Origin of the sequence: Acetobacter sicerae, from assembly GCF_011516765.1 — a bacterium.
In the GTDB taxonomy this organism is placed as follows: domain Bacteria; phylum Pseudomonadota; class Alphaproteobacteria; order Acetobacterales; family Acetobacteraceae; genus Acetobacter; species Acetobacter sicerae.
The window spans coordinates 13668-34534 of sequence record NZ_JAAABN010000020.1 but is presented as its reverse complement, the minus strand read 5'-3'; the positions used below and the strand labels follow the sequence as shown (position 1 = coordinate 34534).

Sequence of the window (20867 nt, the reverse complement as noted above, 5' to 3'; positions counted from 1 at the left end):
GGTTGGGTTGGAGACAGTCGCGACCTTCAGATTCTGTTGATGATCATCCAGAAAGCAAATGTCAGCGACGCTAGCCTTGAATGCCTCCTGTCTTCCATAGTCCGTTCAGATCGATCAGGGTTGGTCGATATCTCGTCAGCGGCTAATCAAGCTTGTTGTCCTACAACAGGCGCGTATCGCAATTGAAAGGACCAACATGTCAACGAATGAATCAACTACCGCTGATCAAAGGTTTGACCTTAACCAATTGCGACCTTACCTCGGGGACAAGATCGTCGACACGATGCATGCGATCAATGCAATCTCCGGTTACGAGATGGCCCCCGGACTACGATCGCCATTTGTCGATTTTAGAAATTGGCTCAATACAAAGCCATATTTTATCGAGCAATGGCGCTTGTCCAAGAGCGACGAAATTAAGAAATATGGACGCTTTTCGAATGGCGTCGAATATTGTGAACGGGCCATGGCAGAGTGCTATTATAGACTAGACTTGATCCGGGATATGGATACTCGCTTACGCAAAGAACTCGCGGACAGAAATATTTCAAGTCAGATTCCCCTTGGATCGACAATGTGCATAGGAAATACTGCGAAAATCGATTTCGAGTATAGATCGTTCGTCCTGTCATACCGAAGGGCGCTCGATTATCTATCCTATGGCTTGTCGACGTATTTCAATGAATCTCAGGATTCGTTCAATCGGTTTGCGAAAAATATCCTGAAGTCCCATCCGACTACCGTATCAGCGGTCCTGGCCCCTATTTTGAAAAGATATATGCCCCATTTCTCCTTCGTCATTGGTGATCAGAAGGGCCGATCCACGCGCGATATCATTGCTCACAAAGCTGCGCTGGATGCAGGATCGATCAACATCAGAAATAATGGGTTTGTGTTGTTTGGTGGTGGCGAAAATCTCGGGATCAACACGGAACGCGGTGATGATTTTCTCAATCCGCCGACTTTGCCTGACGTTCTTGAAACCAGAATGGTGAATTTACAAGGGTGTATTGCGGATCTTTTGGCAGGCATCCGGGAGGCGATTACCGATTACGAAAAATCCCAAGGATGGCGCTAGGAAGGACCTTTCACAGTGAACCACGCTGCGTCTACGGAGGCCATTTGATTTAAACCCAACAGCCACTGACGGTTCGATGAACGCAACCGACTGATCTGAATGACTACTTTTCTTATCTCACCACCAGACAACAGACTTTCCGCTTCCCCCCCCAACCCAGACATCACGTTACAAGATTGTCTTTCGGGTCAGGGGCATCCTGCCCCTGCTCACCTAGCCCCACGTCCAGCCTCACCTCGTCGTCCAGCGTCTTCCCTCTGGCGAGCCTGCGCCCGACTGCCTCAATGAACCCGTCATACCGCTCCCGCCCCTTGCTCTGCGCTGCGGCAAGGGCCGCATCCGGCAACGGCGGCGTACTGGTCAGCCAGAACCGGACGAACACGGCCAGAGACTCGTTGGCGATCGTCACCCGTCGCTCCATGCGCTCCAACTGCCGCGTCATCCGGTCGAGCCGCCGGGCGAGCGCCGCTTCCAGCCGTTCGGGCCCGTCTGGTGACAGGAAGGACGCCAGCGCCGTCTCCACGATCAGCGCCTGCGATACCTTCTTCCGGGCGGCGTAATCGGCTAGCCTGACACTGAGATCGGCGGGTAGCCGGATCGTGTGTTTGATCCGCATCCTGGTCATAGCCCCATCCTGTCGCCGGGATCGAGCGACACCTGCCGCGCGAGAGCCCGCTCCGCGTGTCGCAGGATTTGCCCCCGCGTCGCGTCATCTTCGGGCTCATCCTCGGGTGGGTCGAATTCATGGACCGGCTTCCTCGGCGCCTGCACCACCTCTTCCTGTTCCGGCAGTTCCGGCTCACGACGGATGCCCGCATTGGCCGGGTCGTCGTCTCCGTTATCCTGTGTCGCCGGCTGCACCACGTCGGCCCAGTCGCCCGACGGCTGCGGTCCGAGGGGCGGCGTTCCCTCTGGAGACGGCGGCGGCTCGAATCGGGGTGGCGGGAGAATGCGCGCGGCCAGTTCGGCATCCTCGAAATAGCGCGCCTTGCGTCCCCGGATCGGCGGGCAACCAGACACCAGCACCAGTTCCTCGTCAGGGGGAAGCTGCATGATCTCGCCGGGCGTGAGCAAGGGCCGTGCCGTCTCATGGCGCGTCACCATCAGATGCCCGAGCCACGGCGACAGACGATGCCCGGCATAGTTTTTTGCGTCGCGGATCTCGGTCGCGGTGCCGAGCGCGTCCGAAACCCGTTTGGCGGTTCGTTCATCGTTGGTCGCGAAGCTGACCCGGACATGGCAGTTGTCGAGGATCGAATTATTCTGGCCATAGGCTTTCTCGATCTGGTTCAGGCTCTGGCCGATCAGGAAGCTCTTGATGCCGTAGCCCGCCATGAAGGCCAGCGCGCTCTCGAAGAAATCCAGCCGCCCCAGCGCCGGAAACTCGTCGAGCATCAATAGCAGGCGATGGCGCCGCTTCGCCTCCAGTTCCTCGGTCAACCGGCGGCCGATCTGATTCAGCACCAGCCGCACCAGCGGCTTGGTGCGGCTGATATCCGAGGGCGGCACCACCAGATACAACGTTGCCGGATGGGTGCCGGCGACAAGGTCGCGGATCCGCCAGTCGCAGCGGCGCGTCACATGCGCCACGACCGGATCGCGATAGAGGCCAAGGAACGACATGGCGGTGGACAGCACGCCCGAGCGCTCATTGTCGCTCTTGTTGAGCAGTTCTCTCGCCGAACTGGCGACTACCGGATGCACGCCCTTCGCCCCGAGATGGGGCGTGGTCATCATGGCGCGCAGTGTGGTCTCGATCGCCCGTTTCGGGTCGGAGAGGAAATTGGCCACCCCGGCCAGGGTCTTGTCTTCCTCGGCATAGAGGACATGCAGAATGGTGCCGACCAGCAGGGCGTGGCTGGTCTTTTCCCAGTGGTTCCGCTTCTCAAGGGCGCCCTCGGGATCGACCAGCACGTCGGCGATGTTCTGCACGTCGCGGACTTCCCGCTCGCCGCGCCGGACCTCCAGCAGCGGATTGTAGGCGGCGCTGGCAGGGTTGGTCGGATCGAACAGCAGCACCCGACCAAAGCGGGAGCGCCAGCCGGCGGTCAGCGTCCAGTTCTCGCCCTTGATGTCATGGACGATGACGGAGCCCGGCCAGGTCAGCAGCGTCGGCACCACCAGTCCCACCCCCTTGCCCGAGCGGGTGGGCGCAAAGCACAGCACATGCTCCGGCCCGTCATGGCGGAGATAGGTATCAGCCGAACGGCCTAGCACCACGCCATCGGGCGCGAGCAATCCGGCGCGCCGGATCTCGCGCGGGTCGGCCCAATGCGCTGAACCATAAGTGGTGGCGCGTTTCTTCTCGCGGGCACGCCACACGGACATCGTGATCGCGACGATCACAGCAACAATCCCACCTGAGCCCGCAATGTAACCGCCGATGGTGAAGATGTCCGGAGCGTATGCGTCGTAGGCGAACCACCACCAGAAGAACTCCGGCGGATAATAGACCGGCCAGCCGAGCAGCGTGAACCACGGAGCACCAAGCTGCGTCTGGAAGCCGAGCCGCCATGCAGTCCACTGCGTCGCGGCCCAGGAGAAGGCGAGGATCACGGTGCTTACCGCACACACCGAGCCCCAGAGGATCTTGGTCTGGTTCATGACAGGAACCGACCAAACGGCTCGCTTCGCCAGCGTTCAAGATCTAATTATGACGTCTCGGGCCGCCGGATAGGCGCGGACAATAAACGGACGGCCTGCCTGTCCGCCTGCACGGCGGCAAGAATATCGAGAATCGTGCGCCTGCTGACGCCGCTTCGCTCGCCCTGTTCCAGCAACTCGACAAGCGTGCGCTCATCTTGGCGAGTGGCCGGATAACAGGTCGATGGCACCTTATTTCGCCCTGTCATGCTGAGAAACTCCGATCGCCTTGTCGTCGCATGTGGAGAAGAACCCGGTACGGTAAAAATGCCTCCGCCTGATGATCGCCTCCACGTTCTGATCGTCGTGATGGCGGCGAAGTTCATTGTCACTGGCGACGGCTGCGCGCGATCCTATGGGAAACCCCTGATTTTATGAGTCGAACACCTGCGGCAGATCCCGTGCGCCATGAAGCACACGGACGATGCGTACCTCGTCGGCCAGTTCACGGTAGAACAGCAGGTAGCGGCCGTGAACAATGACCCTCAATCCGGGACTGATCTCATCGCGCGCCGGAAAGCTCCCCGGATGCTCAGCCGCAACGGCGGCCTTCGCTTCTAGCTCGGCAACGAAACTCATGGCCCGATCGGGATTGTCTTCGGCGATATAGAGCGCAATCTCCAGAAGGTCGGCACGCGCTGCCGGAGCGAAGCCGAGCCGTTTCATCCCTGCGCGCGACGGCGAGCGATCACGTCACGCAATTCGGCGAAGACGGTCTCGGCCGGGATGCTCGACCCGCTCTCGTCGCCCATCCTGATCGCCTCGCGCAAGGTGTCGAGATCGCGGCGGTCGGTATCGCGCCGGCGCATCCATTCGCGCAATGCCTCCCGCACCACCTCGCTGGTCGAGGCATATTCGCCGCCATCGACGGACTGGCGCAGAGTCGCCGCCATCTCGGACGGCACGGTGATGGTCATACGTTCGATTGTGGACATAAGGCGGCTCCTCCCAAGCGAGCATATTTTATCATACTTATGAAGCACCCGCTTTGTCAGCCGAAAACCCGCAGGCGAGCCAGCCGACATCAAATCCCGAGCCCGCGCTTACGCCCGAAATTCCAGTCGACACCGCCGCCCGGCGACATAGTGCCGGAGATCTGCCGCCCGAGCTTCTGCTCCAGCGCCGGACGCCACGGCACGAGCTGGAAGCCCAGCCCGTCATCGACCATGGCGAACCGCCCCGAGGACAGGGCCACCCGCTGGCGATAGACCCCCGAGACGATCTCGCCTTCCTTCGCGGGCCGGTGTTCCAACCCGGTCTGCGCTGCCAATCTGGCGACCGCCTGATCGAGATCGCGCTGGCGCAGGGTACCGATCAGGTCGGGTGCAAACACCACACGCTCGCCCTGCCGCCGGACCAGCCCCTCGGAGGCGAGATGATCAATTCGTTGCGCCATCGCCGCGCGGACCTCCGCGCCGAAGCCCCCATTGGCTAGTGCCGGCTCTTTGGCGAGTAACTGGCGATCGAGCCAGGTTGCACCGGGTGCCGTCACCTGCTCGGCCAGCGTGAAGTCCGAACGCGTCGCCAACGACAGACGCTGCATGCCCTTCGTGTCTTCCCAACTCCGGGTCTCGACAATCGCGCCGATCCTGGCATCGCCGGTCAGGTCCAGATCAGGGAAGCGGACATGATGCGTCCGCCCATCGGTGCCGGCGATCACCACGTAACCGGAGCCCTTGAGTTCATCATCCAGTCCGCGCTCGACCAGCCGACCAAGAACGGGATCGGCCAGCGTCTCGCCATGGATCGCGAAACCCGCGACATCGGGTTCCGCCCCGCGGCCGGACATAGCGCGGTGCATGGTTTTGATGATGTCGCCCCGGATGGAAAGATCGCGCAGGGTCGCCTCCAGCCCCGGCTTGAGGGTCCAGCGTGCCACCCCGACCCGTTCGGCGAGGCCAAGCCCCTCCAGCTTGGTCGCCCGGCCGACCAGCAGGCGCCGCAGTTCCGGGTCTTCGGCACCCGCTCCCGGCCGCAGATCGACGATACCTCCGCCCTCGTCGCTGAGATCCTGCAACGCGCGATCGAGGCTGGTCCAGCGGTCGGCGGCAATCTCGCTCTCCAGGGCGGTGCGGATTTCCAGCTCGCTGCGCGGACCCAGTTCCAGCGTCACCCGTTCGGCGGCGCGGTCGCGCACGCCCTGGCTGATATAGGCACGACTGATCACCAGATCCTTGCCGTCATCGGCCGCCCCACGCACCAGGATATGGACATGCGGATTGTCCGTGTTCCAGTGATCCACCCCGACCCAGTCCAGCTTTGTGCCCAGGTCGCGCTCCATGTCCTGCATCAGTTCGCGCGCGAAGCCCCGCAGATCCTCCATCCGCGCTGCGTCCTCGGGCGAGACGATGAAGCGGAAATGGTGCCGGTCGTCTTCACAACGTTCCGCGAAGGCCTTGCTGTCCGCTTCGTCGGACCCGGCATCGAACAGATGGGCCCTGGCACCGTCACGGGTGACGCCCTCGCGCCTGAGGTAGGCGATGTGCCGGGAGAGCGGTGCGGAACGAAAGCGCGTGCCCTGCTGACGAACAACGCGCGCCTTGACCACGACCCGACGGGCATTGCTGCGCAGCCGCATGGACAGCGCCGCGCGTCGGCCGCGTCCGAAACGGGAACCACCGCCGCCTCCCCTGCCCTTCGCACCGAACCGGGTGCCGGTATGACCGGCCTTCTTCGCGGCCCGCATGACCTCACCGACGAAGGATTTCGGTCGTGCGCCCTGATTGCCATGCTGGATGCGTCCGGGCCGGACAGTCAGACTGTCATCGCGCGTCGCCATGGCCGGCTCTCCGCATCGATTTACGCCTGACGGCGCCCGGATCGTTGAAAAGATTAGGAAAATGGCACGGGCCGCCGCAGGCGGTGCGTGGTGAGAGGACAAATTCCCCAATCAAACCAACCACATGCAGCCCCGAACGGGCGCTGCTTTTACCTTGCCGTCCTTCCCTCCGTTGCCAGCCTCCCCCCAGCGCCCCCTCCCAAAGGCACCCATGGCCCGCCAACGCCCGATGGACCGGAACGGGGGTCATCGACGTGCTTCCCCATGCCCTGAGGCGATGAACAGCCCGACCGACTGCGGTGCGAGTGCCGTCCAGTCTGTCGGGCGAGCGTCATCGGCATGCACCGGATCATGCGCGCTCTCGCCATGCCGAGGGGCATTTCCTGTGCGCAGGAATGACGCCGGAAAGAGTGAAGATCTCTGCCAGGACGGTGTCTCCGAAGCACCGATCACGATGTCATCGGCAGGCGGAAGAGCCAGCCGCGCGCTGACCGATGCAACGTAATCCCGCGTCTCGGCAGGCAGTGGTCGGCCGGTTGCGAGATGCTCGTCATAGCGCGCGGGACCGGCATTATAAGCAGCCAGAAATCCGGCTTCGCCATAGCGATCCCGCATCCAGCGCAGATAGGTCGCACCAGCCAGAATGTTGTCACGCGGGTCGAACGGATCGTCGCCGAGGCCGAGCGACGTACGCAGGCTGGCCCATGTTCCGGGCATCACCTGCATGAGCCCCATCGCACCCGCCGACGACACGGCATGCGCATCGCCCCTGCTCTCCGCGTGCAGCACGGCAGCAATCCATGAGGCCGGAATCTGCGCGCGCGTGGCGGCTTCCGCGATCATGTCGGCGTAGGGATCGGCAACCGCATTATGCGTCGGCACCGTCAATGAAACGACGGCCGGAAGCACGACACCGAGCAGACGGAGCGCCGCCTTACCGCCGGTCATCACGCTTCACCGGGCGGCTCCAGACCAGATGGAAGGCACGCCCCTGACGATCGGACTGGAACAGATTGGCGCGGATCGGCTGCGCCAGCATGGGGTCGTCGAGAACCAGCGAGAGATAGGTGCCCGCCTTCTCGCCGGTGCGTTTCCAGGCCGCGCCGACCTCTGGTCCGGCATCGGCGTCACCGAGATGGACGCGATAATCGGGCGCATGCTCGGCGTCCGACGATGTCGCCGGCACGATCGTTAGTTCGACGTCGAGGGCGAGCGTGCGCAGCCGACCGGCGAAGCCGTCAGCCGTGCGTGTAAAAGTTCCGATCTGGGCCATGTCAGCCTCGTTTCTGCTTGGGGGTGGGAGACATCGGTGACGGCACGAGCCACAGCGGCTGCGCGCGGCCGAGCACCGCAGCGACCGGCAGGATGCCGAAATAGCGACCGTCAAGACTGGTCGGGACTGCTGCGTTCATGACGAAAATCTGGCCGGGCAGGACGTGCCGACAGCCTTGCCAGATCGGCAGCGGACGACCGCGATGATCGTAGGCGAGTGCCTCGCCAAGCGCCTTGCCGTCGACCGAAACAGCAGTACCGATCCGGCAGACCAATTGCCCCGGCAGTGCGGCAACCGGCTTGAGCAGCGGCACACCGAGGGGCAGATAGCCGCCGTGCGCCAGCATCGTGGCAATGTCGGCCGGTGGTCGGATCGCGATCAGGTCGTCGACATGCAGGGTGCTTACCGATTGCAGGCGATACAATCCGACCGGTGTACTGGCGGTGGCATTCCAGATCAGCCGGGGCGCCGGATGAATCGCCACTGACGTGCCAACACCGAGTATTGCGAAATACGTGGTGAAGAACCAACCAAGGCGCGTCATGACACCGCCCTCCGGCGCAGCCAGGCCTGATGGCGGTCGCGCGTGTAGGAGCGTGCCGCCTGCCCGGAGAGCATCCGATTGTGCAGATGCCGCCAATGCTCGGGCGCCACGTCGACGGGGTCGATGCCGATAGCTTCGATACGATCGACAGCTTCGAGCACCAGACGGACCTTCGGCCAACCGCTCTGGCGCAACAGGCTCTCCCCGCCGGGGCGCACGAACGGCACCGTCTGATACGGCTCGCCGGGACGGGTGACGCGCACGATGTCGATGCAGGACACCACCGTGCCGTAATCGTTCGCTGCCCAGCGCAGGAAGGCGAATACGGTGTCCGGCGGAAAGCTCAGTATCCGCCGACGACGATCGAGAATCTGCTCATGGGCGACAGAGCCGAAGCGGATCCAGTGCTCGATGCGCTTCTCGATCCAGGTCAGTTCGACATGAGCGAGGGTGTCGGTCATGGCACATCTCCAGCAGTATCGGGGAACTCGCGGGCCAGCAGCGCGCGCAGCATGTCGGCGACCGTGATGCCGCGCTGGAACGCCGCGACCTTGAGCCGCGCGCGCAGCGCCGGCGTGACGTCGATGGTCAGCCGGGCGGTAAAGCGGTTGATGGTCGAAGGCTTGTCCGGCGCCCTGACCCAGCGTTCGGGATCGGCGGGACGCGCCGCGAAGCCGGGCGGCGTGCGACGTTCCGTCATGGCGAAATTCCTTCGCCGAGCGGCAGCACGGAGGCGATGCGGTCGCGCGCCTTTTGCGCCATGACTGGATCGATCTCGCAGCCGACATAGCGCCGACCGGCGAGCCGGCAGGCGACACCGGCCGCGCCCGAGCCGGCGAACCAGTCGCCCACCAGGCCACCTGGTGGGCAGCTCGTGCGGATCAGGATCTCCAGCAGTGCCACCGGCTTCTCGGTGGGATGGATGGCGCGCCCATGCGCATTGCGGACCGGAATCACGGAGCGCATCAGGCGCGGGCCGCCATCCTCGCTCACGTAATGGCCGGCATCGATCCGGCCCATGTGGGGCGGCCGGTGTCTCCGCCTTACCGTGCGCGCCCGCGCATCGGACGTGGTGGGAACAACATTGTAGACGGCGCGCCAGGGCGTATCGTCGCGATAGAACTGGACGATCAGTTCATGCACGCGGCGGAAGCGATCGGCATGGAAGCTGGAACCGTTCTGCTTCTCCCAGACCAGTTCCTGAGCATATTTCCAGCCCGCATTCCGAAATGCCGCGTTGGATGCGAGAAAGCTCCGCAGGGAGCCGAAGACCCAGAGCGAGCCGCTCGGTTTCAGGGCGGCGAGTGCCTTGCCGGGCCAGTCCGCCACGCGCCGGTCCCAGGCGAGCGACGTATCGCCATAGGGCGGGTCGACCAGGATCATGTCGTAGGGGCCGTGCCAGGGCATCAGGAGCGCGCTGTCGCCGGTCAGGAGGGTCATGGCACCAGCCCCCCGATCTCGGCCGTCAGGGCGGCGATTTCGCGGGCGGCAATCCCGTGCGGGCGCAGGTCGCAGACCAGGCGGCCGGTGCGCGCGGCGTCGGCGAAAGCAACCCGCTGGCCGATCCGCGCCGCTAGAGCGGCAGGCTCATGCCCCATCAGCGCCAGCCGGGTTTCGCGGGCGATGACCGTGCGCGCGGCGCAGCGGTTGAGCACGAAGCGGGCCAGCAGGCCGGGACGGAAGAAGCGCGCGTCCTCCAGCAGCCGCAGCATCTCGGCCGAAGCCCATCCGTCGAACGGCGAAGGCTGCGCGGGAATCAGCACCAGGTCGGCAGCCAGCAGAGCGGAGCGCAATAATGCCGCCACCCGAGGCGGACCGTCGATGACGACGTGATCCACCCCCTGAGCTAGTTGGGGCGCCTCGTGGTGGAGTGTGTCGCGTGCCAGCCCGATCACGCCGAACAGCCGGGGCAGTCCTTCCCGCGCGCGCTGCGCCGACCAGTCCAGCGCCGAACCCTGCGGATCGGCGTCGATGACCGTCACGCGCTGGCCTTCCCGAGCCCATTGGCCGGCGAGATGCAGCGCCAGAGTCGTCTTGCCGACGCCGCCCTTCTGGTTGAGGAAAGCCACGATCATGGCCCCTCTCCGGGGGTTTTCCACGGATCGGCAGGGGGGCCAACATCCTTAAAGTTAGACTCTTTTAAGTTAGAATCTAAGTTAAGGGCGTCGTAACCAATTGATTCAATGTCATGATTCGGCGTTTTCCGCAAACGATAGCACGGATGCCGTGGCAGTGATGGCACGGATAAATCCACAACTGATAGCACGGATGAACTCACAGCTTGTCCACAGACGCCTGTGGATAATTTGACAGGTGCAAAGGCCAGCGTGTCATTGCCGTTGCGGTCGGGACGCACCGACAGCCGATAGCCGGCAAAGGGCTGCCGCTTCGCCATGTCGCGCAGTTCGAAGGCAAAGCGCCGATAGGGGGAAAGACTGGCGGATTTTTCGTAGAGATGGCGCAGGCCGAAGGCCCAGCCCGCACGCTGGCGACCGCCATGCTTGCGCACGATGCGATAGAGCCAGCGCTCCAGACCGCCGGTGAGGCCAAAATAGGCCGGGTCGATGGTCAGCACGAGCGCGTCATCGAGAACCGCCTGGTAGAACCAGTCGGGCAGGATCAGTTCGATCACGCGGGTGCGCCCTTCCCGCGCGGTATGCCGTTTCCATTCGTTGATCCAGGAAAAGCGGTGCAGTTGCCCCTTGCCGGTCTGCCGCAGCGACGTCTTGATCGTGGTGGATTGCAGCCGGTCGAAGGCCGCTTCCAGCCGCTCATAGTCCCGCGCGCTGTCGCCCCGACCGATGAAGGTCAGGATCTCGCGCGGGCTGGCCACCATCAGCCGCGACGTGCGCCGACCGGCGTCACGCGCGGCAACGAGATGGCTGGCGGCCCAGATCAGCACGTCAGCATCCCAGATCGTGGCCATGCCATGTTCGGCAGACGCCTCGACCCGGATGGTGACGTCCGGGGTCCGGTAATCGATCGGGACCATGCGGGGGGATTTGGCGAGGCTGAAGAACGGAAACGCCATCAGATCCTGTGCGTCACGAGGAGCGAAATCTCCCGCGATAGCGTGGAAGAGTTCCAGTTGCTCGCGCTCGGAGCGCGCCCTGCCGGGCGGAGGCATCAGCGACGGCTCCCGCGTGATGTCGGCGGAATCAGCGGACTTTGCCGCGCGGCCGCCGGCACGACGCCGGCAGTGGTGTCCGAGGTATGGGCGCGGGCACCACTCTCGACCCAGGCCTGCAACTCATCCACCCGATAGACCACGCGGCCACCGAGCTTCGAGTAGCGCGGTCCGGTGCCGTAGATCCGGTGTTTCTCCAGTGTGCGAATAGATAGTCCGACGAAGCGCGAGGCGTCGGGCGTGCGCAGATAGCGCGGCGGCAGATCGCTGTAATTGGCGGACATGAGGTGGCTCCGTGGTCGCTGGCTGGGGCCGCGGGACAGATGCGGCCAGCAGGGATCAGCGTGGCGGAGCGAGGTCTTCCGGGACTAGGACCGATCTCATCGGGGGGCGAGATCGGTCCTTGACTGGCGGGAGATGGCGACGCGGCCGCCTCGAACCGGGCGACCGAACCAACTGGATTTCGGCTTTCGCCCTCGTCCCAATCATACAAAGTTCTGCTGAAGGTTTCGGTAAGCGGACATCATGCTGCGATGACACGAGCCAGTCTGCCAGTTTCTGAACCATAACCCATGCCATATGGTCTGCTCTCAGCAAATTGCGAACTTAGCCCATGCCGGGCCCCATGACCCAGTAGCCAAGGACATGGGGCCTGGACCGCTTACTGCATCGTGTCGCCGTCCGGTTCAGCCAACAGAGAAAGAAAGCCGGGTTCAACAGTGGGGCAGCGGTCTACAGTCCATACGTTCTGGGACGTTGGGATGTCGGTCCTCACAAGACGATCACGCCATTGCAGCAGTCAACGTTGTGTTGGCTGGTCTGTCTTCTCGGGTTGCATCGACCTCACGACCTGACTACCCTGCAAGCACCATTGCCGCGTCGGGCCACAATACGACGAAACCTTATTGAGCGTGCTTACTACCTAGAGAGGTTTCGAAAAAACGCCATGAACTTTGCGACTTATCGGTCGCAGTGGGCTTATAACCCGCTGCGCGAAGTGCTGGCCGGAATGGTCGGCACCTTCGCCCTCATTCCCGAGGTCATTGCTTTCTCCTACGTTGCCGGCGTCTCTCCCGCCGTCTCCCTTTTCGCGTCATTTGTCATTAGCGTCGCCATTTCCATCACCGGTGGCCGCCCGGGAATGATCTCAGGGGCGGCGGGTTCCGTGGCCCTCGTAGCCGCGGCCCTCGTGCATAGCTACGGGCTTCAATACCTTCTCGTCGCGACATTACTGGCTGGCGGACTACAGATCATTTTCGGTGCGCTTGGCTTTCAGGTCATTATGCGCTTCGTATCGGCTGAGGTCCGCACCGGCTTTGTGAATGCTCTCGCGATCCTGATCTTTTCGGCACAGTTACCACAAATGCTTCATGTGACGTGGCACACGTATGCACTGATTGCCCTTGGGCTTGCCATCATCTATCTCATGCCACGGATATCAACCCTGATACCGTCGCCCCTGATCTGTATCGTAGTTCTGACAGGCATCACGATGTGGTATCCAATGCCGGTGCACACTGTCTCTGATCTGGGCACGCTGCCGACAGGCCTTCCTGCTTTTACGATCCCCCACGTACCATTCAATCTGGCCACACTGAAAATTGTGTTTCCCTATGCCCTTGCGATGGCATCTGTGGGCCTCCTTGAATCTCTAATGACAGCAGGTGTCGTGGATGATGAGACCGACACGCACGGTGATCCCAGAATGGAATGCGTAGGTCTTGGTGTCTCGAATGTGTTTGTAGGACTGTTCGGCGGCATCGCCGGGTGCGGTATGGTAGGGCAGACAGTCGGCAATCTTCGGTACGGCGGCCAAGGACGTCTGTCGACCTTTACTGCCGGCGCTTTCCTGCTGTTTCTGATGGTCATGCTGCATACTTATGTCGCCCGCATTCCAATGGCTGCCCTTGTCGCCATTATGTGCATGGTCTCAATCAGCACATTCTCGTGGTCATCCCTGCGTGATCTTGCGCGTTTTCCAAAGCTCTCAAGCCTCGTCATGGTCGTAACCGTTGCCGTGACTGTCGCATCCTCGGATCTGGCTCTAGGTGTGCTCGTCGGTGTTCTGCTCAGTGGTGTGTTCTTTGCCTGGTCTATGACGCATTTGATGCACGTCAAAAAGATCAGAGAAGAGGGTACGGATATCTACGAGGTTGAGGGACAGGTTTTCTTTGCTTCGTCTGACCTTCTTCACGATCAGATCGACTTCAGGACCAATGCGCGCCGGGTCGTCATCAGGCTGAACAACGCCCATTTCTGGGACGTGACCTCGGTGGCTATGATTGAGAAGATCGTATCCAAACTCAAGGCTCGCGACATTGAAGTTGAAATCGAGGGCTTGCATGCGCTCCGGCATGGCATCGTCATGCGGTTGACCAGTGAAAAGCTCCTGACCACCTGATAAACTTCGAATAAATGTCCGGAAAAATTCGCCGTCAGGCCAATTTTTCCGGGCAGGTTTTCCATATCTGGGTTGCGGTATTCGATTACAAAATAACTGCCCCTGCAGAAACATTCCCGATGCAAACATGCGATGGCTCGTGTCAACGTTATCTTTTGACGTATAATGTTCAGGAATGGACTATTTTCTCCTTATGTATCTGAAGCCTCACTTCTTCTTTTCAACGAACCGTCACGCGTCTCCAATAGCGGACCATTTTCGGTTTTCCTCGACACAAAGCACCGGAGCGGCCAGCAGTGAGGCCATGGATACTATCAGCCTCCTTGTTCTGTTCTTCCGGCCCTACAAGACATTCATCATCCACTATCGTCCCCGAAACGGGTGCAGTAGCAGGCGCCGATATCCTCCGTCAGTCAGTCCCCGCGCAAAACGCACCAGCCGTTTCATGCGGAAATGCAGATCATGGGAGAGCCAGTCCCCTGCGGAAACCTCCCGACCGAACAGGACGCCGGCGATCTCGCGCTGCGACACCCCGTCGTCCAGGCCATCGAGCGTCCGGAGCGCCAGGATCAGCCTGCGGATGCGATCGGATGACAGGCAGGCCGGATCACGACCGGGACGCCGATCCATCAGCACGCGCCAGAGCCGCAGGGCGGCCTGGACACGCACCTCGAACAGCGCGTCGAGCGGCAGGAGCACGCCGAGCTGAGCCCCGTCAGGCGGCAAGACGTACAGCCGCAGGATCATCTCCCCCTGCTCGACCAGCACTTCTCCCGCCATATCAGGCGGCAGTTCTGCCCGAGCGAGGGAGACCGGATGATACGCCGCGTCAGCCAGTGCTGTCGGCAGGCGGACAACCGCAATCACGGCCGGCGATACCGCAACAGTCCAGCGGGCGGTACGCGGATTGAGGGCCGTGCGGACACTCTCGAAATCGCAACCCCCAGCGCCGGGCGAAGGCTTCGGCGTCTGACGTGGACAGCGCGGCCCGGAGCGCGGCGCGCTGAAGGGCGGCACGATCACGGATAAAGTCCCGATTGCGACTGACAAACTGCAAGGCAAAGGCAGGAGCGTCGAGCGACCGCAGGCCCTCGTACGCGCCCGCCGACCGCCAGTTGGCGCGGCTCATGGCGTCGTCTCCGATGCGTAACGGGTGGGAACAGGGCAAGTACTTGCTCGCGAGAGTATGCCAGACCGTCCCGTTGCCCGCTACGCCCCGCACCTGCAACAGGTCTTGCAGGTCACGCAACGATTCAGGGTGTCAGTGGGGCGCGCCGCCGCGCAGCAGATGCTGGTAGCCATGCTCGGTCATCCAGTGCGCCCGCGCCAGATGACTGTGCCAGCAGCGGTGGACGCCCTCGGGGTCAACCACCGGGTCGCGGTGGAGCACGATGCGGGCGACCTCGCGCCAGTCGGCGCCGTCGGCCTCGGCATCCAGCAGGCGGAGATAGGTAATCAGATGCTGTTCGTCGTAGCCGGTGAGACAGGACGCTTCCGGAGCGCTGTCGGCGACAGACGGGTCGAGCGGGGGCTTCTGCATGATGGAGTCGATCAGGTCGGAGAACGAACGCGACGCACCCTAGCCTGCCGCGTTTCGATGCCGGAAGTCTCGTTAAGAAACATGACGCCACGCCCTTGTCCGGACTCGATGAACAGGATGCCCGCCGCTTCCAGCGCGCGGCGAACCTGGTCGGTCGTGCCCTCATGAACGCCGAGACCGCGTTCGGATTCAAGGCGCTTGAGCGCGGTCAGTGCTACGAGGGCTTTTTCAGCGAGCATCTCCTGTGTCCAGTTCAGGAGTGCCCGTGCCGCCCTTACCTGTCGGCCAGTGATCATCCATGATCACATCCGACACGCGGGGCATGCACACCAGTAATACGACTATAATAGTCGTGTTAGAGAGATTCAACAACGTTCTTTCAGGAGGATGGCAAAGTGGAATCGGCGCCTGGATATCCGATGGCACGGGCGACCATACGAAAAGCCCCCCGCTCTATGCGGGGGGGGTCTCGTCGTATCGGTCCGCCGCGAATTGCGCGCATGCCAGCTTCAGTTCTCGTTCGATCCGTCGGCGCTCCCCGTGGCTCAGGTAAAAGCTGGTCAGTTCGGCGCGCAGCATCTGGATATGGTCGTGTAGCGTGGTCATCGTCCTGCTCCTTTCGTTTCTCGAAGACAGGACTCCGCCTCATGCACGCGGGAGCCGGGTCAGGGATCGCCGCAGGCGACCGCGCCAGCGGCGCCCGGGGGAGCCGATTTTGTCCGGTGTGCCCGTAGGGTGCGCCGGGCAAAATTGGGGGGACCGCGCGTCCTTGAGGCGGTTCACGCCGGGCATGGTATAATGGGAAGACTGAGGGAAGCCCTGTTCCCCTTTCTTGCCCGCACCCCGGCAGATCGAGAGGAGCGCGACTGCTGCGCACGCCCGCTGGTTTCCAACCGGTCATGCGAAGGCCCCGCCCGGACCGGCCGGGCGGGGATCGCGGGCACTTCAGTCGCCGTTGCGGCGACCATTGGGGCGGGACCAGATCAGGCTGTAACCCTCGCCGTCCTCGTCATCGAAGAGATTGGCGAAGATCGGGGCGTTGAAGCTCGGATCGTCGAGCTTGAGGCTCAGATAGTCGCGCCCCTCGTTGGAGCGCCGGGACCAGGCCGCCCCGATCTCCACCCTGCCTACGAAGACGCGGTGGCTGGGGGCGTTGTCGTTCGCGCGCGTGGTCTCGGGAGCGATACGGACGTTGGGGGTCTGGAGCGAGAGGGTGACGATCTCGCCGTTATACCCGTTGCCGACTTTCTTGAAGGTGCCGATGGTGGCCATGATACTCTCCGTGATCTCTGTTATCGAGCCCGCACCATTGCGGCCTCGATGGCGATCGGACAGACGGAGGCGAGCGGCGGCGCATCCCTTGGGGCCGAAGCGCAGCGGAGGACGGCGGGACAGAATTTTCTTGGTGCGCGAGGAATGACGGCGCAGCCGGCAGGGGAAGAAAATTATGGCCCGTTGTTGCGCCATAGCCGATCGAGGCGTAGCCGGCCTTCGGCTAGATCAGCCATCTTGAGAGGCAGCATGCGTGCGCGGCCCGACAGAGCACACATCACGGAGACTATGGCGACCGGCACAGCGCACGAGATCCGGCGGCAACCAGAATGACGGCGTCATCCTCCCTCCATACCAGCCCACCGAACCGGCCCGTTCCGGGACTGCGCCTCACCGGACATGCCCGGCTTCCCCGTTGCGATCGGCCTGCGGGAAATCAGAGCGCCAGTTCGTTTGCTTCAACAGGCGGACCGTATCTGGAACAGCGCGTCGCATCCGCGCTTCGCTGCCCATCGCTCCCCGCCTCTCGATGACGTGGAAAGACAGGCAGGTACCTGATCCATGCCTGCCCGCCGGCTGCCGCGCAGGCGGTCAGACCCGCGCGACGCTCCCGTTGGCCGGTTCGGGCGGGGCCATGCCGGTAAAGCGGACGAACGCGGTGATGCCGACCGCAATGGCGCCGATGACCGAAAAGAAGAGCTGCCAGACGACGGACGGCATCATCATCTCGGCGAGACCGTGCGTGGCGCTATAACCGGCAATGATGGCGGGCACGGTATAGAGCAGGACGATCAGCCCTCTCAGCCAGATCCACGGCGCGCAGGCGAGTGCGATCTGACCGGCGACGAAAGTCGCTATCCCCGCCACGACGCCGACGATCAGGGCGCCAATCACTCCGGCACCGGTATGAAACGCCCAGAGCCCGGCATACAACCCGCCAGCAAACGGCAAGGCGAAGACCGCGAGCGTGAACATGAGCCAGCAGAAAAATCCGATGCCGGCGACGATCAGGAACGGTGCGAAGATCACCATGGTGGCGGCTCCCGTAAAGATGACATGATCTGACGGTCACGCCTGCCACCACCACCACGGCGCAATCCGCATCATAGAGAAAACGATGTATCGACGGAACGAGAATCGTACTGACGTCCGCCAAGCGGACGTGCATCGTGGGGCTGCTCAGGGAGACAACGTCATGGCGGACATCACGGGACGCGAACTGCATCTGGTCAAAAAGGCGCTCGCCATTGCAGTGCTGGCCATTGAACAGCAACCAGGGCCGTTTCAGTCCTATTCGGACATGCAGGACATGAAGGGCCTGCTCGACCTTCTGGCGCCCGGCGATACCGAGCTGGCCTTCTATGCCCGTTCCGCGCGGATCGCCGTCACGGGTAATCCGGACTGAAGACGGCGCTCACGCGCCGCCTCCGAACCGCAGGACCGGGATACCGAGGCGCTTCGCCTTGTCGGCCAAATTCTCCTGGATACCGGTTCCGGGAAAGACGATGACGCCAATCGGCAAGGTATCGAGCATGGCGTCGTTGCGGCGGAAGGGCGCGGCCTTGGCATGCTTCGTCCAGTCCGGCTTGAAAGCGATCTGCACGATCTCGCGGTGATCAGCCCAGCGAGACGCGACGAACTCCGCGCCCCTGGGCGAACCACCATGCAGCAGCACCATGTCGGGATGCTTGGCACGGACCTTGTCCAGCCGGTCCCAGATCAGGATATGGTCGTCGAAGTCCAGCCCCCCGGTCACGACGACCTTGGGGCCGGGCGGGACCAGCAATTCGCTCTCGGCGCGGCGTCGGGCGTTGAGAAAGTCACGGCTGTCGATCATAGAGGCCGTCATGGTCCGCCGCGATACCAGCGAGCCGGTCTTCGGCCGCCACGCGCTCAGGGTCAGCCGCTCGAACTGCTCCTGCGCCTCGTCGCGGAAGATCTCGTAGGCGTTGCGGCGTTCGATCAGTGTCAGCCCTTCGGCGATCAGTCGCTCCAGTTCCACCGAGCGGATCTCGCTGCCATCCTGATCCTGCTGGCTGCGTTTCTGCGCCTGCTCGTTGCGGTCAAGCTCACGCTCGACCTGGCCGACCATGCGGTGGAAGATGTTCACGGTGGACCAGAGCAGCGCTTCGAGGTCCGGTTCCAGCCGTGTGTCAGTCAGCGTCGCGGCGACGGCGTCGAAGATGTCGGCCACAGCACCCCCGATGCGCGGAGCTTCGGGCAGCGGCCTTGGATCAGGCTCGTCCTCGAAGGGACGGTAGCCATACATCTGAAGTTCAGCCAGCACATGGGCGGTGGATGAAGCGGCGTGCGGCGGTTCAAAATCATCGGTGCGGGTCATGATGCGGTCCTCCCAGGTCTCCGGCCGCGCCCTTCGCGGCCTTTCCGGGGGCGGATAGCGGCAGACCAGGGACGGGCCGGAACCGCGCGCTCGCGCGCGGCCGCAGCACAGCGAAGGATGGCAGGGGGCCGGCTATTTTGCTTCGCGATGTAAAGCGCCCCCAAAGGGGCGCGACGGAAAATAGCTGGCTCACGCCATTGAAGGCCCGGCCCGGCTGACGCCCGCTCCCCACTTGAAAGGCCGGGGCGCGAACCTGCCGAACGGGAGGCACGACAGGACCGCCGATAGAAGACGGAAACCGCCCGCCCCTCTTTCCGGCCCGCTCATGTGCCGGCAGTCTCCAGAAACCGTGCCACGTCCGGTGGCGCAAGTTGCGGATGCAGGATCGCCCGCAGTGCGCCGCGTCCGAGCGCCCGGAGATCATCGTTGAAATCGCCCAGCCGTGGCGACAGCCCGATCACCTCGATCCCGGCGTCATCCGCGCGGGCGTGCAGCGTCGCCAGCGCCTGATCCCCGGCCGGATCATCGTCGCGCAGCACGTAGAGCCGGCGCAGCAGCGGCGGAAAGATCAGGGCGGCGAGATGCGCCGAGGACAGGCATGCGGCCAATGGCAGATCGGGCAGAACCTGCCGCAGCGACAGCACCGTCTCGATGCCTTCCCCGGCGGCGAGCACATCGGATGCCACCCCAAAGCGCACGGCATGGCCGAGCAGCCCGCCCAGGGCGCGACGCGGATGATCGACCGGCGCCTTGCCGCGCCCTTCCGCCGCCAGCCAGGTGCGATGCACACCGGTCAGAGTGCCGTCGAGATCGGTGACGGCGGCGATCATGGCGGGCCAGGTCTCGGTCGGACTGTCCTCGTCCGGGCGGTAAAAGCAGCGCGGATGGAAGCGCAGGGCGCCGGCTCCGTGCAAAAGCGTAATATCGCGTCTACGGAGATACGCTTCTACGGATGTACCCACGATCGGCCCGGACATGGCCCAGAGCCGATGTGCGGCTTCAGAAGAACTGGCAGAGCCACGCTCACGGGCCGGACGGTCCTGTGACGACGGTACCGGATCGGGACGCGGCAGGCTGAGAAAGGCGCGCGCCTCGTCGGCCACGTCGCGGAAATCCACCAGGCCGAGGCTTTCGCGGATCACGTCCAGCAGGTCGCCATGTTCAGCGGACTGCGCGTCCGTCCATTTTCCCGCCCTGCCGTTGGCGGTGTTGTGCAGCCGGACAAACAGCGACCGGCCGGGCGTGTTGCGTACGTCACCGACCAGCCAGTAATTGCCGTGACGACGACCAGCGGACAGATACCGACGGCACACCGCCTCTGCGTTCTCCGCCAGACGGCGGGCCAGATCGCCCGCGTCATGCAAGGTCATCGCCCTGCCCTCCTGTGTCGGGATTGCCTCCGTCCAGGGCGATCGCCAGCCAGCGATCGGTGGTCATCCATGAAATCGTCTTGCGCCTGCCAAGGTCAAGCAGATGCGCGCCTCCGCTGAAGGCGCCGATCCGGGGACGTGAACAGCTATTGGCCCACTGGAACCCCCATCGCCCCCGCAGCCGGAATGCCCGCGCACAGCGTAGCACGAAATCCACCACCTGATGCGGATCGCCGGTTGTCTCATCGTGCATCCAGAGTTTCGTGCCACCATATTCAGGCACGATCGACAGGACAAAACCGTCAGAGGGCGGGTCTTCCGCCGCCAGTTCGTCGATGAATTCATTGTAGAGGTCGAGCGCCTTTGCGGCATTGTCCACTGTGCCCACATCGAGAACGCAGGAAAAATGCGTGAAGAAATCAGCCATCGGAAAACTCCCGAAACGAAAAAGCCCGGCGCGGTGGCCGGGCTCGTAAAAACGTATTGGCGGAAAAGCGTG

The 20867-nt window shown here is 63.1% G+C and carries 28 protein-coding genes and 1 pseudogene; 4 read left to right on the top strand and 25 right to left on the bottom strand.

The window, feature by feature from the left end; translation table 11 throughout:
• The first annotated feature begins 196 nt into the window (after nt 1–196).
• Nucleotides 197–1078, top strand: coding sequence for a hypothetical protein (locus GVI59_RS15585; protein WP_173575030.1), 882 nt, complete (start codon nt 197–199; stop codon nt 1076–1078).
• A 163-nt stretch (nt 1079–1241) separates the two neighbouring features.
• Here GVI59_RS15585 and GVI59_RS15580 read toward each other — a convergent pair whose 3' ends face one another.
• From GVI59_RS15580 to GVI59_RS15510, 15 genes are all read right to left on the bottom strand, one after another.
• Entirely contained in the window at nt 1242–1694 is a 453-nt protein-coding gene (locus GVI59_RS15580) for a CopG family transcriptional regulator (RefSeq protein WP_173571179.1), read from the bottom strand.
• Nucleotides 1695–1699: 5 nt separating this feature from the next.
• Entirely contained in the window at nt 1700–3682 is a 1983-nt protein-coding gene (locus GVI59_RS15575; RefSeq protein ID WP_146892843.1) for a conjugal transfer protein TraG, read from the bottom strand.
• Between the two features lie 47 nt (nt 3683–3729).
• Nucleotides 3730–3930 (bottom strand): hypothetical protein, encoded by a 201-nt coding sequence (locus GVI59_RS15570; protein ID WP_146892845.1) that lies wholly within the window; start codon nt 3928–3930, stop codon nt 3730–3732.
• 163 nt (nt 3931–4093) lie between these two features.
• Nucleotides 4094–4387, bottom strand: a complete 294-nt coding sequence (locus GVI59_RS15565; protein ID WP_146892847.1) for a type II toxin-antitoxin system RelE/ParE family toxin — start codon at nt 4385–4387, stop codon at nt 4094–4096.
• Entirely contained in the window at nt 4384–4656 is a 273-nt protein-coding gene (locus tag GVI59_RS15560; RefSeq protein WP_173571175.1) for a ribbon-helix-helix domain-containing protein, read from the bottom strand. Before GVI59_RS15560 ends, GVI59_RS15565 begins: the two co-directional genes overlap by 4 nt.
• Nucleotides 4657–4745: 89 nt before the next feature.
• Nucleotides 4746–6500 carry a relaxase/mobilization nuclease domain-containing protein gene (locus GVI59_RS15555; RefSeq protein ID WP_146892851.1) on the bottom strand — a complete coding sequence of 585 codons (1755 nt, stop codon included), beginning with the start codon at nt 6498–6500 and terminating at the stop codon, nt 4746–4748.
• 246 nt (nt 6501–6746) lie between these two features.
• Entirely contained in the window at nt 6747–7448 is a 702-nt protein-coding gene (locus tag GVI59_RS15550; RefSeq protein WP_003618774.1) for a lytic transglycosylase domain-containing protein, read from the bottom strand.
• The gene (locus GVI59_RS15545; protein ID WP_003618772.1) at nt 7435–7773 is read right to left on the bottom strand and encodes a DUF736 domain-containing protein; all 339 of its coding nucleotides are present in this window, start codon (nt 7771–7773) and stop codon (nt 7435–7437) included. Before GVI59_RS15545 ends, GVI59_RS15550 begins: the two co-directional genes overlap by 14 nt.
• Nucleotide 7774: 1 nt before the next feature.
• Nucleotides 7775–8317: a S26 family signal peptidase gene (locus GVI59_RS15540; protein ID WP_003618770.1), complete on the bottom strand. Its 543-nt coding sequence runs from the start codon at nt 8315–8317 to the stop codon at nt 7775–7777.
• A complete protein-coding gene (locus GVI59_RS15535) occupies nt 8314–8778 on the bottom strand; it encodes a DUF2840 domain-containing protein (protein ID WP_048858930.1) in 465 nt (154 codons plus the stop codon). The genes GVI59_RS15540 and GVI59_RS15535 overlap by 4 nt, the downstream gene beginning before the upstream one ends.
• Nucleotides 8775–9017 carry a ribbon-helix-helix protein gene (locus GVI59_RS15530; protein ID WP_003618765.1) on the bottom strand — a complete coding sequence of 81 codons (243 nt, stop codon included), beginning with the start codon at nt 9015–9017 and terminating at the stop codon, nt 8775–8777. The genes GVI59_RS15535 and GVI59_RS15530 overlap by 4 nt, the downstream gene beginning before the upstream one ends.
• Nucleotides 9014–9757 carry a DNA-methyltransferase gene (locus tag GVI59_RS15525; protein WP_003618763.1) on the bottom strand — a complete coding sequence of 248 codons (744 nt, stop codon included), beginning with the start codon at nt 9755–9757 and terminating at the stop codon, nt 9014–9016. Before GVI59_RS15525 ends, GVI59_RS15530 begins: the two co-directional genes overlap by 4 nt.
• Complete coding sequence (gene parA / locus GVI59_RS15520; protein ID WP_003618761.1) at nt 9754–10392, bottom strand: ParA family partition ATPase; 639 nt, start codon at nt 10390–10392, stop codon at nt 9754–9756. The genes GVI59_RS15525 and parA overlap by 4 nt, the downstream gene beginning before the upstream one ends.
• On the bottom strand, nt 10389–11444 hold the full coding sequence (locus GVI59_RS15515; RefSeq protein ID WP_048858929.1) for a replication initiator protein A: 1056 nt from the start codon (nt 11442–11444) through the stop codon (nt 10389–10391). The genes parA and GVI59_RS15515 overlap by 4 nt, the downstream gene beginning before the upstream one ends.
• Entirely contained in the window at nt 11444–11728 is a 285-nt protein-coding gene (locus GVI59_RS15510) for a helix-turn-helix transcriptional regulator (RefSeq protein ID WP_003618758.1), read from the bottom strand. Before GVI59_RS15510 ends, GVI59_RS15515 begins: the two co-directional genes overlap by 1 nt.
• Before the next feature lie 662 nt (nt 11729–12390).
• On the opposite strand from GVI59_RS15510, the gene GVI59_RS15505 reads away from it, so the two are divergent.
• On the top strand, nt 12391–13845 hold the full coding sequence (locus GVI59_RS15505; protein ID WP_003618757.1) for a SulP family inorganic anion transporter: 1455 nt from the start codon (nt 12391–12393) through the stop codon (nt 13843–13845).
• Between the two features lie 363 nt (nt 13846–14208).
• Here GVI59_RS15505 and GVI59_RS19405 read toward each other — a convergent pair whose 3' ends face one another.
• From GVI59_RS19405 to GVI59_RS15480, 6 genes and pseudogenes are all read right to left on the bottom strand, one after another.
• A complete protein-coding gene (locus GVI59_RS19405) occupies nt 14209–14868 on the bottom strand; it encodes a DUF2285 domain-containing protein (protein WP_261766023.1) in 660 nt (219 codons plus the stop codon).
• Nucleotides 14834–14974: pseudogene (locus GVI59_RS19400) on the bottom strand (transcriptional regulator domain-containing protein); the annotation flags it as partial. The gene GVI59_RS19405 and the pseudogene GVI59_RS19400, both read right to left, overlap by 35 nt.
• Before the next feature lie 132 nt (nt 14975–15106).
• Complete coding sequence (locus GVI59_RS15495) at nt 15107–15385, bottom strand: DNA -binding domain-containing protein (RefSeq protein WP_010669065.1); 279 nt, start codon at nt 15383–15385, stop codon at nt 15107–15109.
• 11 nt (nt 15386–15396) lie between these two features.
• Nucleotides 15397–15681 carry a helix-turn-helix domain-containing protein gene (locus tag GVI59_RS15490; RefSeq protein WP_026200050.1) on the bottom strand — a complete coding sequence of 95 codons (285 nt, stop codon included), beginning with the start codon at nt 15679–15681 and terminating at the stop codon, nt 15397–15399.
• A gap of 157 nt (nt 15682–15838) precedes the next feature.
• Entirely contained in the window at nt 15839–15991 is a 153-nt protein-coding gene (locus GVI59_RS15485; RefSeq protein WP_170213666.1) for a hypothetical protein, read from the bottom strand.
• A 339-nt stretch (nt 15992–16330) separates the two neighbouring features.
• Nucleotides 16331–16657, bottom strand: a complete 327-nt coding sequence (locus GVI59_RS15480) for a DUF736 domain-containing protein (protein WP_034931914.1) — start codon at nt 16655–16657, stop codon at nt 16331–16333.
• A 399-nt stretch (nt 16658–17056) separates the two neighbouring features.
• Here GVI59_RS15480 and GVI59_RS18865 point away from each other — a divergent pair, with 399 nt between their 5' ends.
• Nucleotides 17057–17215: a hypothetical protein gene (locus tag GVI59_RS18865; protein ID WP_206752373.1), complete on the top strand. Its 159-nt coding sequence runs from the start codon at nt 17057–17059 to the stop codon at nt 17213–17215.
• Between the two features lie 33 nt (nt 17216–17248).
• Here the strand turns inward: GVI59_RS18865 and GVI59_RS15475 are convergent, their stop codons facing one another.
• Nucleotides 17249–17689, bottom strand: a complete 441-nt coding sequence (locus tag GVI59_RS15475; protein ID WP_003618753.1) for a hypothetical protein — start codon at nt 17687–17689, stop codon at nt 17249–17251.
• A gap of 163 nt (nt 17690–17852) precedes the next feature.
• On the opposite strand from GVI59_RS15475, the gene GVI59_RS15470 reads away from it, so the two are divergent.
• Nucleotides 17853–18062: a hypothetical protein gene (locus GVI59_RS15470; protein WP_003618751.1), complete on the top strand. Its 210-nt coding sequence runs from the start codon at nt 17853–17855 to the stop codon at nt 18060–18062.
• A 9-nt stretch (nt 18063–18071) separates the two neighbouring features.
• On the opposite strand, the gene GVI59_RS15465 is transcribed toward GVI59_RS15470, so the two are convergent.
• The 3 genes from GVI59_RS15465 to GVI59_RS15455 all read right to left on the bottom strand — a co-directional run bounded on the left by GVI59_RS15465 (nt 18072) and on the right by GVI59_RS15455 (nt 20795).
• Entirely contained in the window at nt 18072–18998 is a 927-nt protein-coding gene (locus tag GVI59_RS15465; RefSeq protein WP_048858928.1) for a DUF2493 domain-containing protein, read from the bottom strand.
• 323 nt (nt 18999–19321) lie between these two features.
• Nucleotides 19322–20368, bottom strand: coding sequence for a DUF7146 domain-containing protein (locus GVI59_RS15460; RefSeq protein ID WP_003618742.1), 1047 nt, complete (start codon nt 20366–20368; stop codon nt 19322–19324).
• Nucleotides 20355–20795: a hypothetical protein gene (locus tag GVI59_RS15455; protein WP_003618738.1), complete on the bottom strand. Its 441-nt coding sequence runs from the start codon at nt 20793–20795 to the stop codon at nt 20355–20357. Before GVI59_RS15455 ends, GVI59_RS15460 begins: the two co-directional genes overlap by 14 nt.
• Nucleotides 20796–20867: the final 72 nt, after the last annotated feature.

Excerpts from the sequence above, each read along its gene's own strand:
- GVI59_RS15585 (WP_173575030.1), top strand. The coding sequence starts at position 197 with ATGTCAACGAATGAATCAACTACCGCTGATCAAAGGTTTGACCTTAAC.
- GVI59_RS15580 (WP_173571179.1), bottom strand. The coding sequence starts at position 1,694 with ATGCGGATCAAACACACGATCCGGCTACCCGCCGATCTCAGTGTCAGG.
- GVI59_RS15575 (WP_146892843.1), bottom strand. The coding sequence starts at position 3,682 with ATGAACCAGACCAAGATCCTCTGGGGCTCGGTGTGTGCGGTAAGCACC.
- GVI59_RS15570 (WP_146892845.1), bottom strand. The coding sequence starts at position 3,930 with ATGACAGGGCGAAATAAGGTGCCATCGACCTGTTATCCGGCCACTCGC.
- GVI59_RS15565 (WP_146892847.1), bottom strand. The coding sequence starts at position 4,387 with ATGAAACGGCTCGGCTTCGCTCCGGCAGCGCGTGCCGACCTTCTGGAG.
- GVI59_RS15560 (WP_173571175.1), bottom strand. The coding sequence starts at position 4,656 with ATGTCCACAATCGAACGTATGACCATCACCGTGCCGTCCGAGATGGCG.
- GVI59_RS15555 (WP_146892851.1), bottom strand. The coding sequence starts at position 6,500 with ATGGCGACGCGCGATGACAGTCTGACTGTCCGGCCCGGACGCATCCAG.
- GVI59_RS15550 (WP_003618774.1), bottom strand. The coding sequence starts at position 7,448 with ATGACCGGCGGTAAGGCGGCGCTCCGTCTGCTCGGTGTCGTGCTTCCG.
- GVI59_RS15545 (WP_003618772.1), bottom strand. The coding sequence starts at position 7,773 with ATGGCCCAGATCGGAACTTTTACACGCACGGCTGACGGCTTCGCCGGT.
- GVI59_RS15540 (WP_003618770.1), bottom strand. The coding sequence starts at position 8,317 with ATGACGCGCCTTGGTTGGTTCTTCACCACGTATTTCGCAATACTCGGT.
- GVI59_RS15535 (WP_048858930.1), bottom strand. The coding sequence starts at position 8,778 with ATGACCGACACCCTCGCTCATGTCGAACTGACCTGGATCGAGAAGCGC.
- GVI59_RS15530 (WP_003618765.1), bottom strand. The coding sequence starts at position 9,017 with ATGACGGAACGTCGCACGCCGCCCGGCTTCGCGGCGCGTCCCGCCGAT.
- GVI59_RS15525 (WP_003618763.1), bottom strand. The coding sequence starts at position 9,757 with ATGACCCTCCTGACCGGCGACAGCGCGCTCCTGATGCCCTGGCACGGC.
- parA (WP_003618761.1), bottom strand. The coding sequence starts at position 10,392 with ATGATCGTGGCTTTCCTCAACCAGAAGGGCGGCGTCGGCAAGACGACT.
- GVI59_RS15515 (WP_048858929.1), bottom strand. The coding sequence starts at position 11,444 with ATGCCTCCGCCCGGCAGGGCGCGCTCCGAGCGCGAGCAACTGGAACTC.
- GVI59_RS15510 (WP_003618758.1), bottom strand. The coding sequence starts at position 11,728 with ATGTCCGCCAATTACAGCGATCTGCCGCCGCGCTATCTGCGCACGCCC.
- GVI59_RS15505 (WP_003618757.1), top strand. The coding sequence starts at position 12,391 with ATGAACTTTGCGACTTATCGGTCGCAGTGGGCTTATAACCCGCTGCGC.
- GVI59_RS15495 (WP_010669065.1), bottom strand. The coding sequence starts at position 15,385 with ATGCAGAAGCCCCCGCTCGACCCGTCTGTCGCCGACAGCGCTCCGGAA.
- GVI59_RS15490 (WP_026200050.1), bottom strand. The coding sequence starts at position 15,681 with ATGATCACTGGCCGACAGGTAAGGGCGGCACGGGCACTCCTGAACTGG.
- GVI59_RS15485 (WP_170213666.1), bottom strand. The coding sequence starts at position 15,991 with ATGACCACGCTACACGACCATATCCAGATGCTGCGCGCCGAACTGACC.
- GVI59_RS15480 (WP_034931914.1), bottom strand. The coding sequence starts at position 16,657 with ATGGCCACCATCGGCACCTTCAAGAAAGTCGGCAACGGGTATAACGGC.
- GVI59_RS18865 (WP_206752373.1), top strand. The coding sequence starts at position 17,057 with ATGCCCGGCTTCCCCGTTGCGATCGGCCTGCGGGAAATCAGAGCGCCA.
- GVI59_RS15475 (WP_003618753.1), bottom strand. The coding sequence starts at position 17,689 with ATGGTGATCTTCGCACCGTTCCTGATCGTCGCCGGCATCGGATTTTTC.
- GVI59_RS15470 (WP_003618751.1), top strand. The coding sequence starts at position 17,853 with ATGGCGGACATCACGGGACGCGAACTGCATCTGGTCAAAAAGGCGCTC.
- GVI59_RS15465 (WP_048858928.1), bottom strand. The coding sequence starts at position 18,998 with ATGACCCGCACCGATGATTTTGAACCGCCGCACGCCGCTTCATCCACC.
- GVI59_RS15460 (WP_003618742.1), bottom strand. The coding sequence starts at position 20,368 with ATGACCTTGCATGACGCGGGCGATCTGGCCCGCCGTCTGGCGGAGAAC.
- GVI59_RS15455 (WP_003618738.1), bottom strand. The coding sequence starts at position 20,795 with ATGGCTGATTTCTTCACGCATTTTTCCTGCGTTCTCGATGTGGGCACA.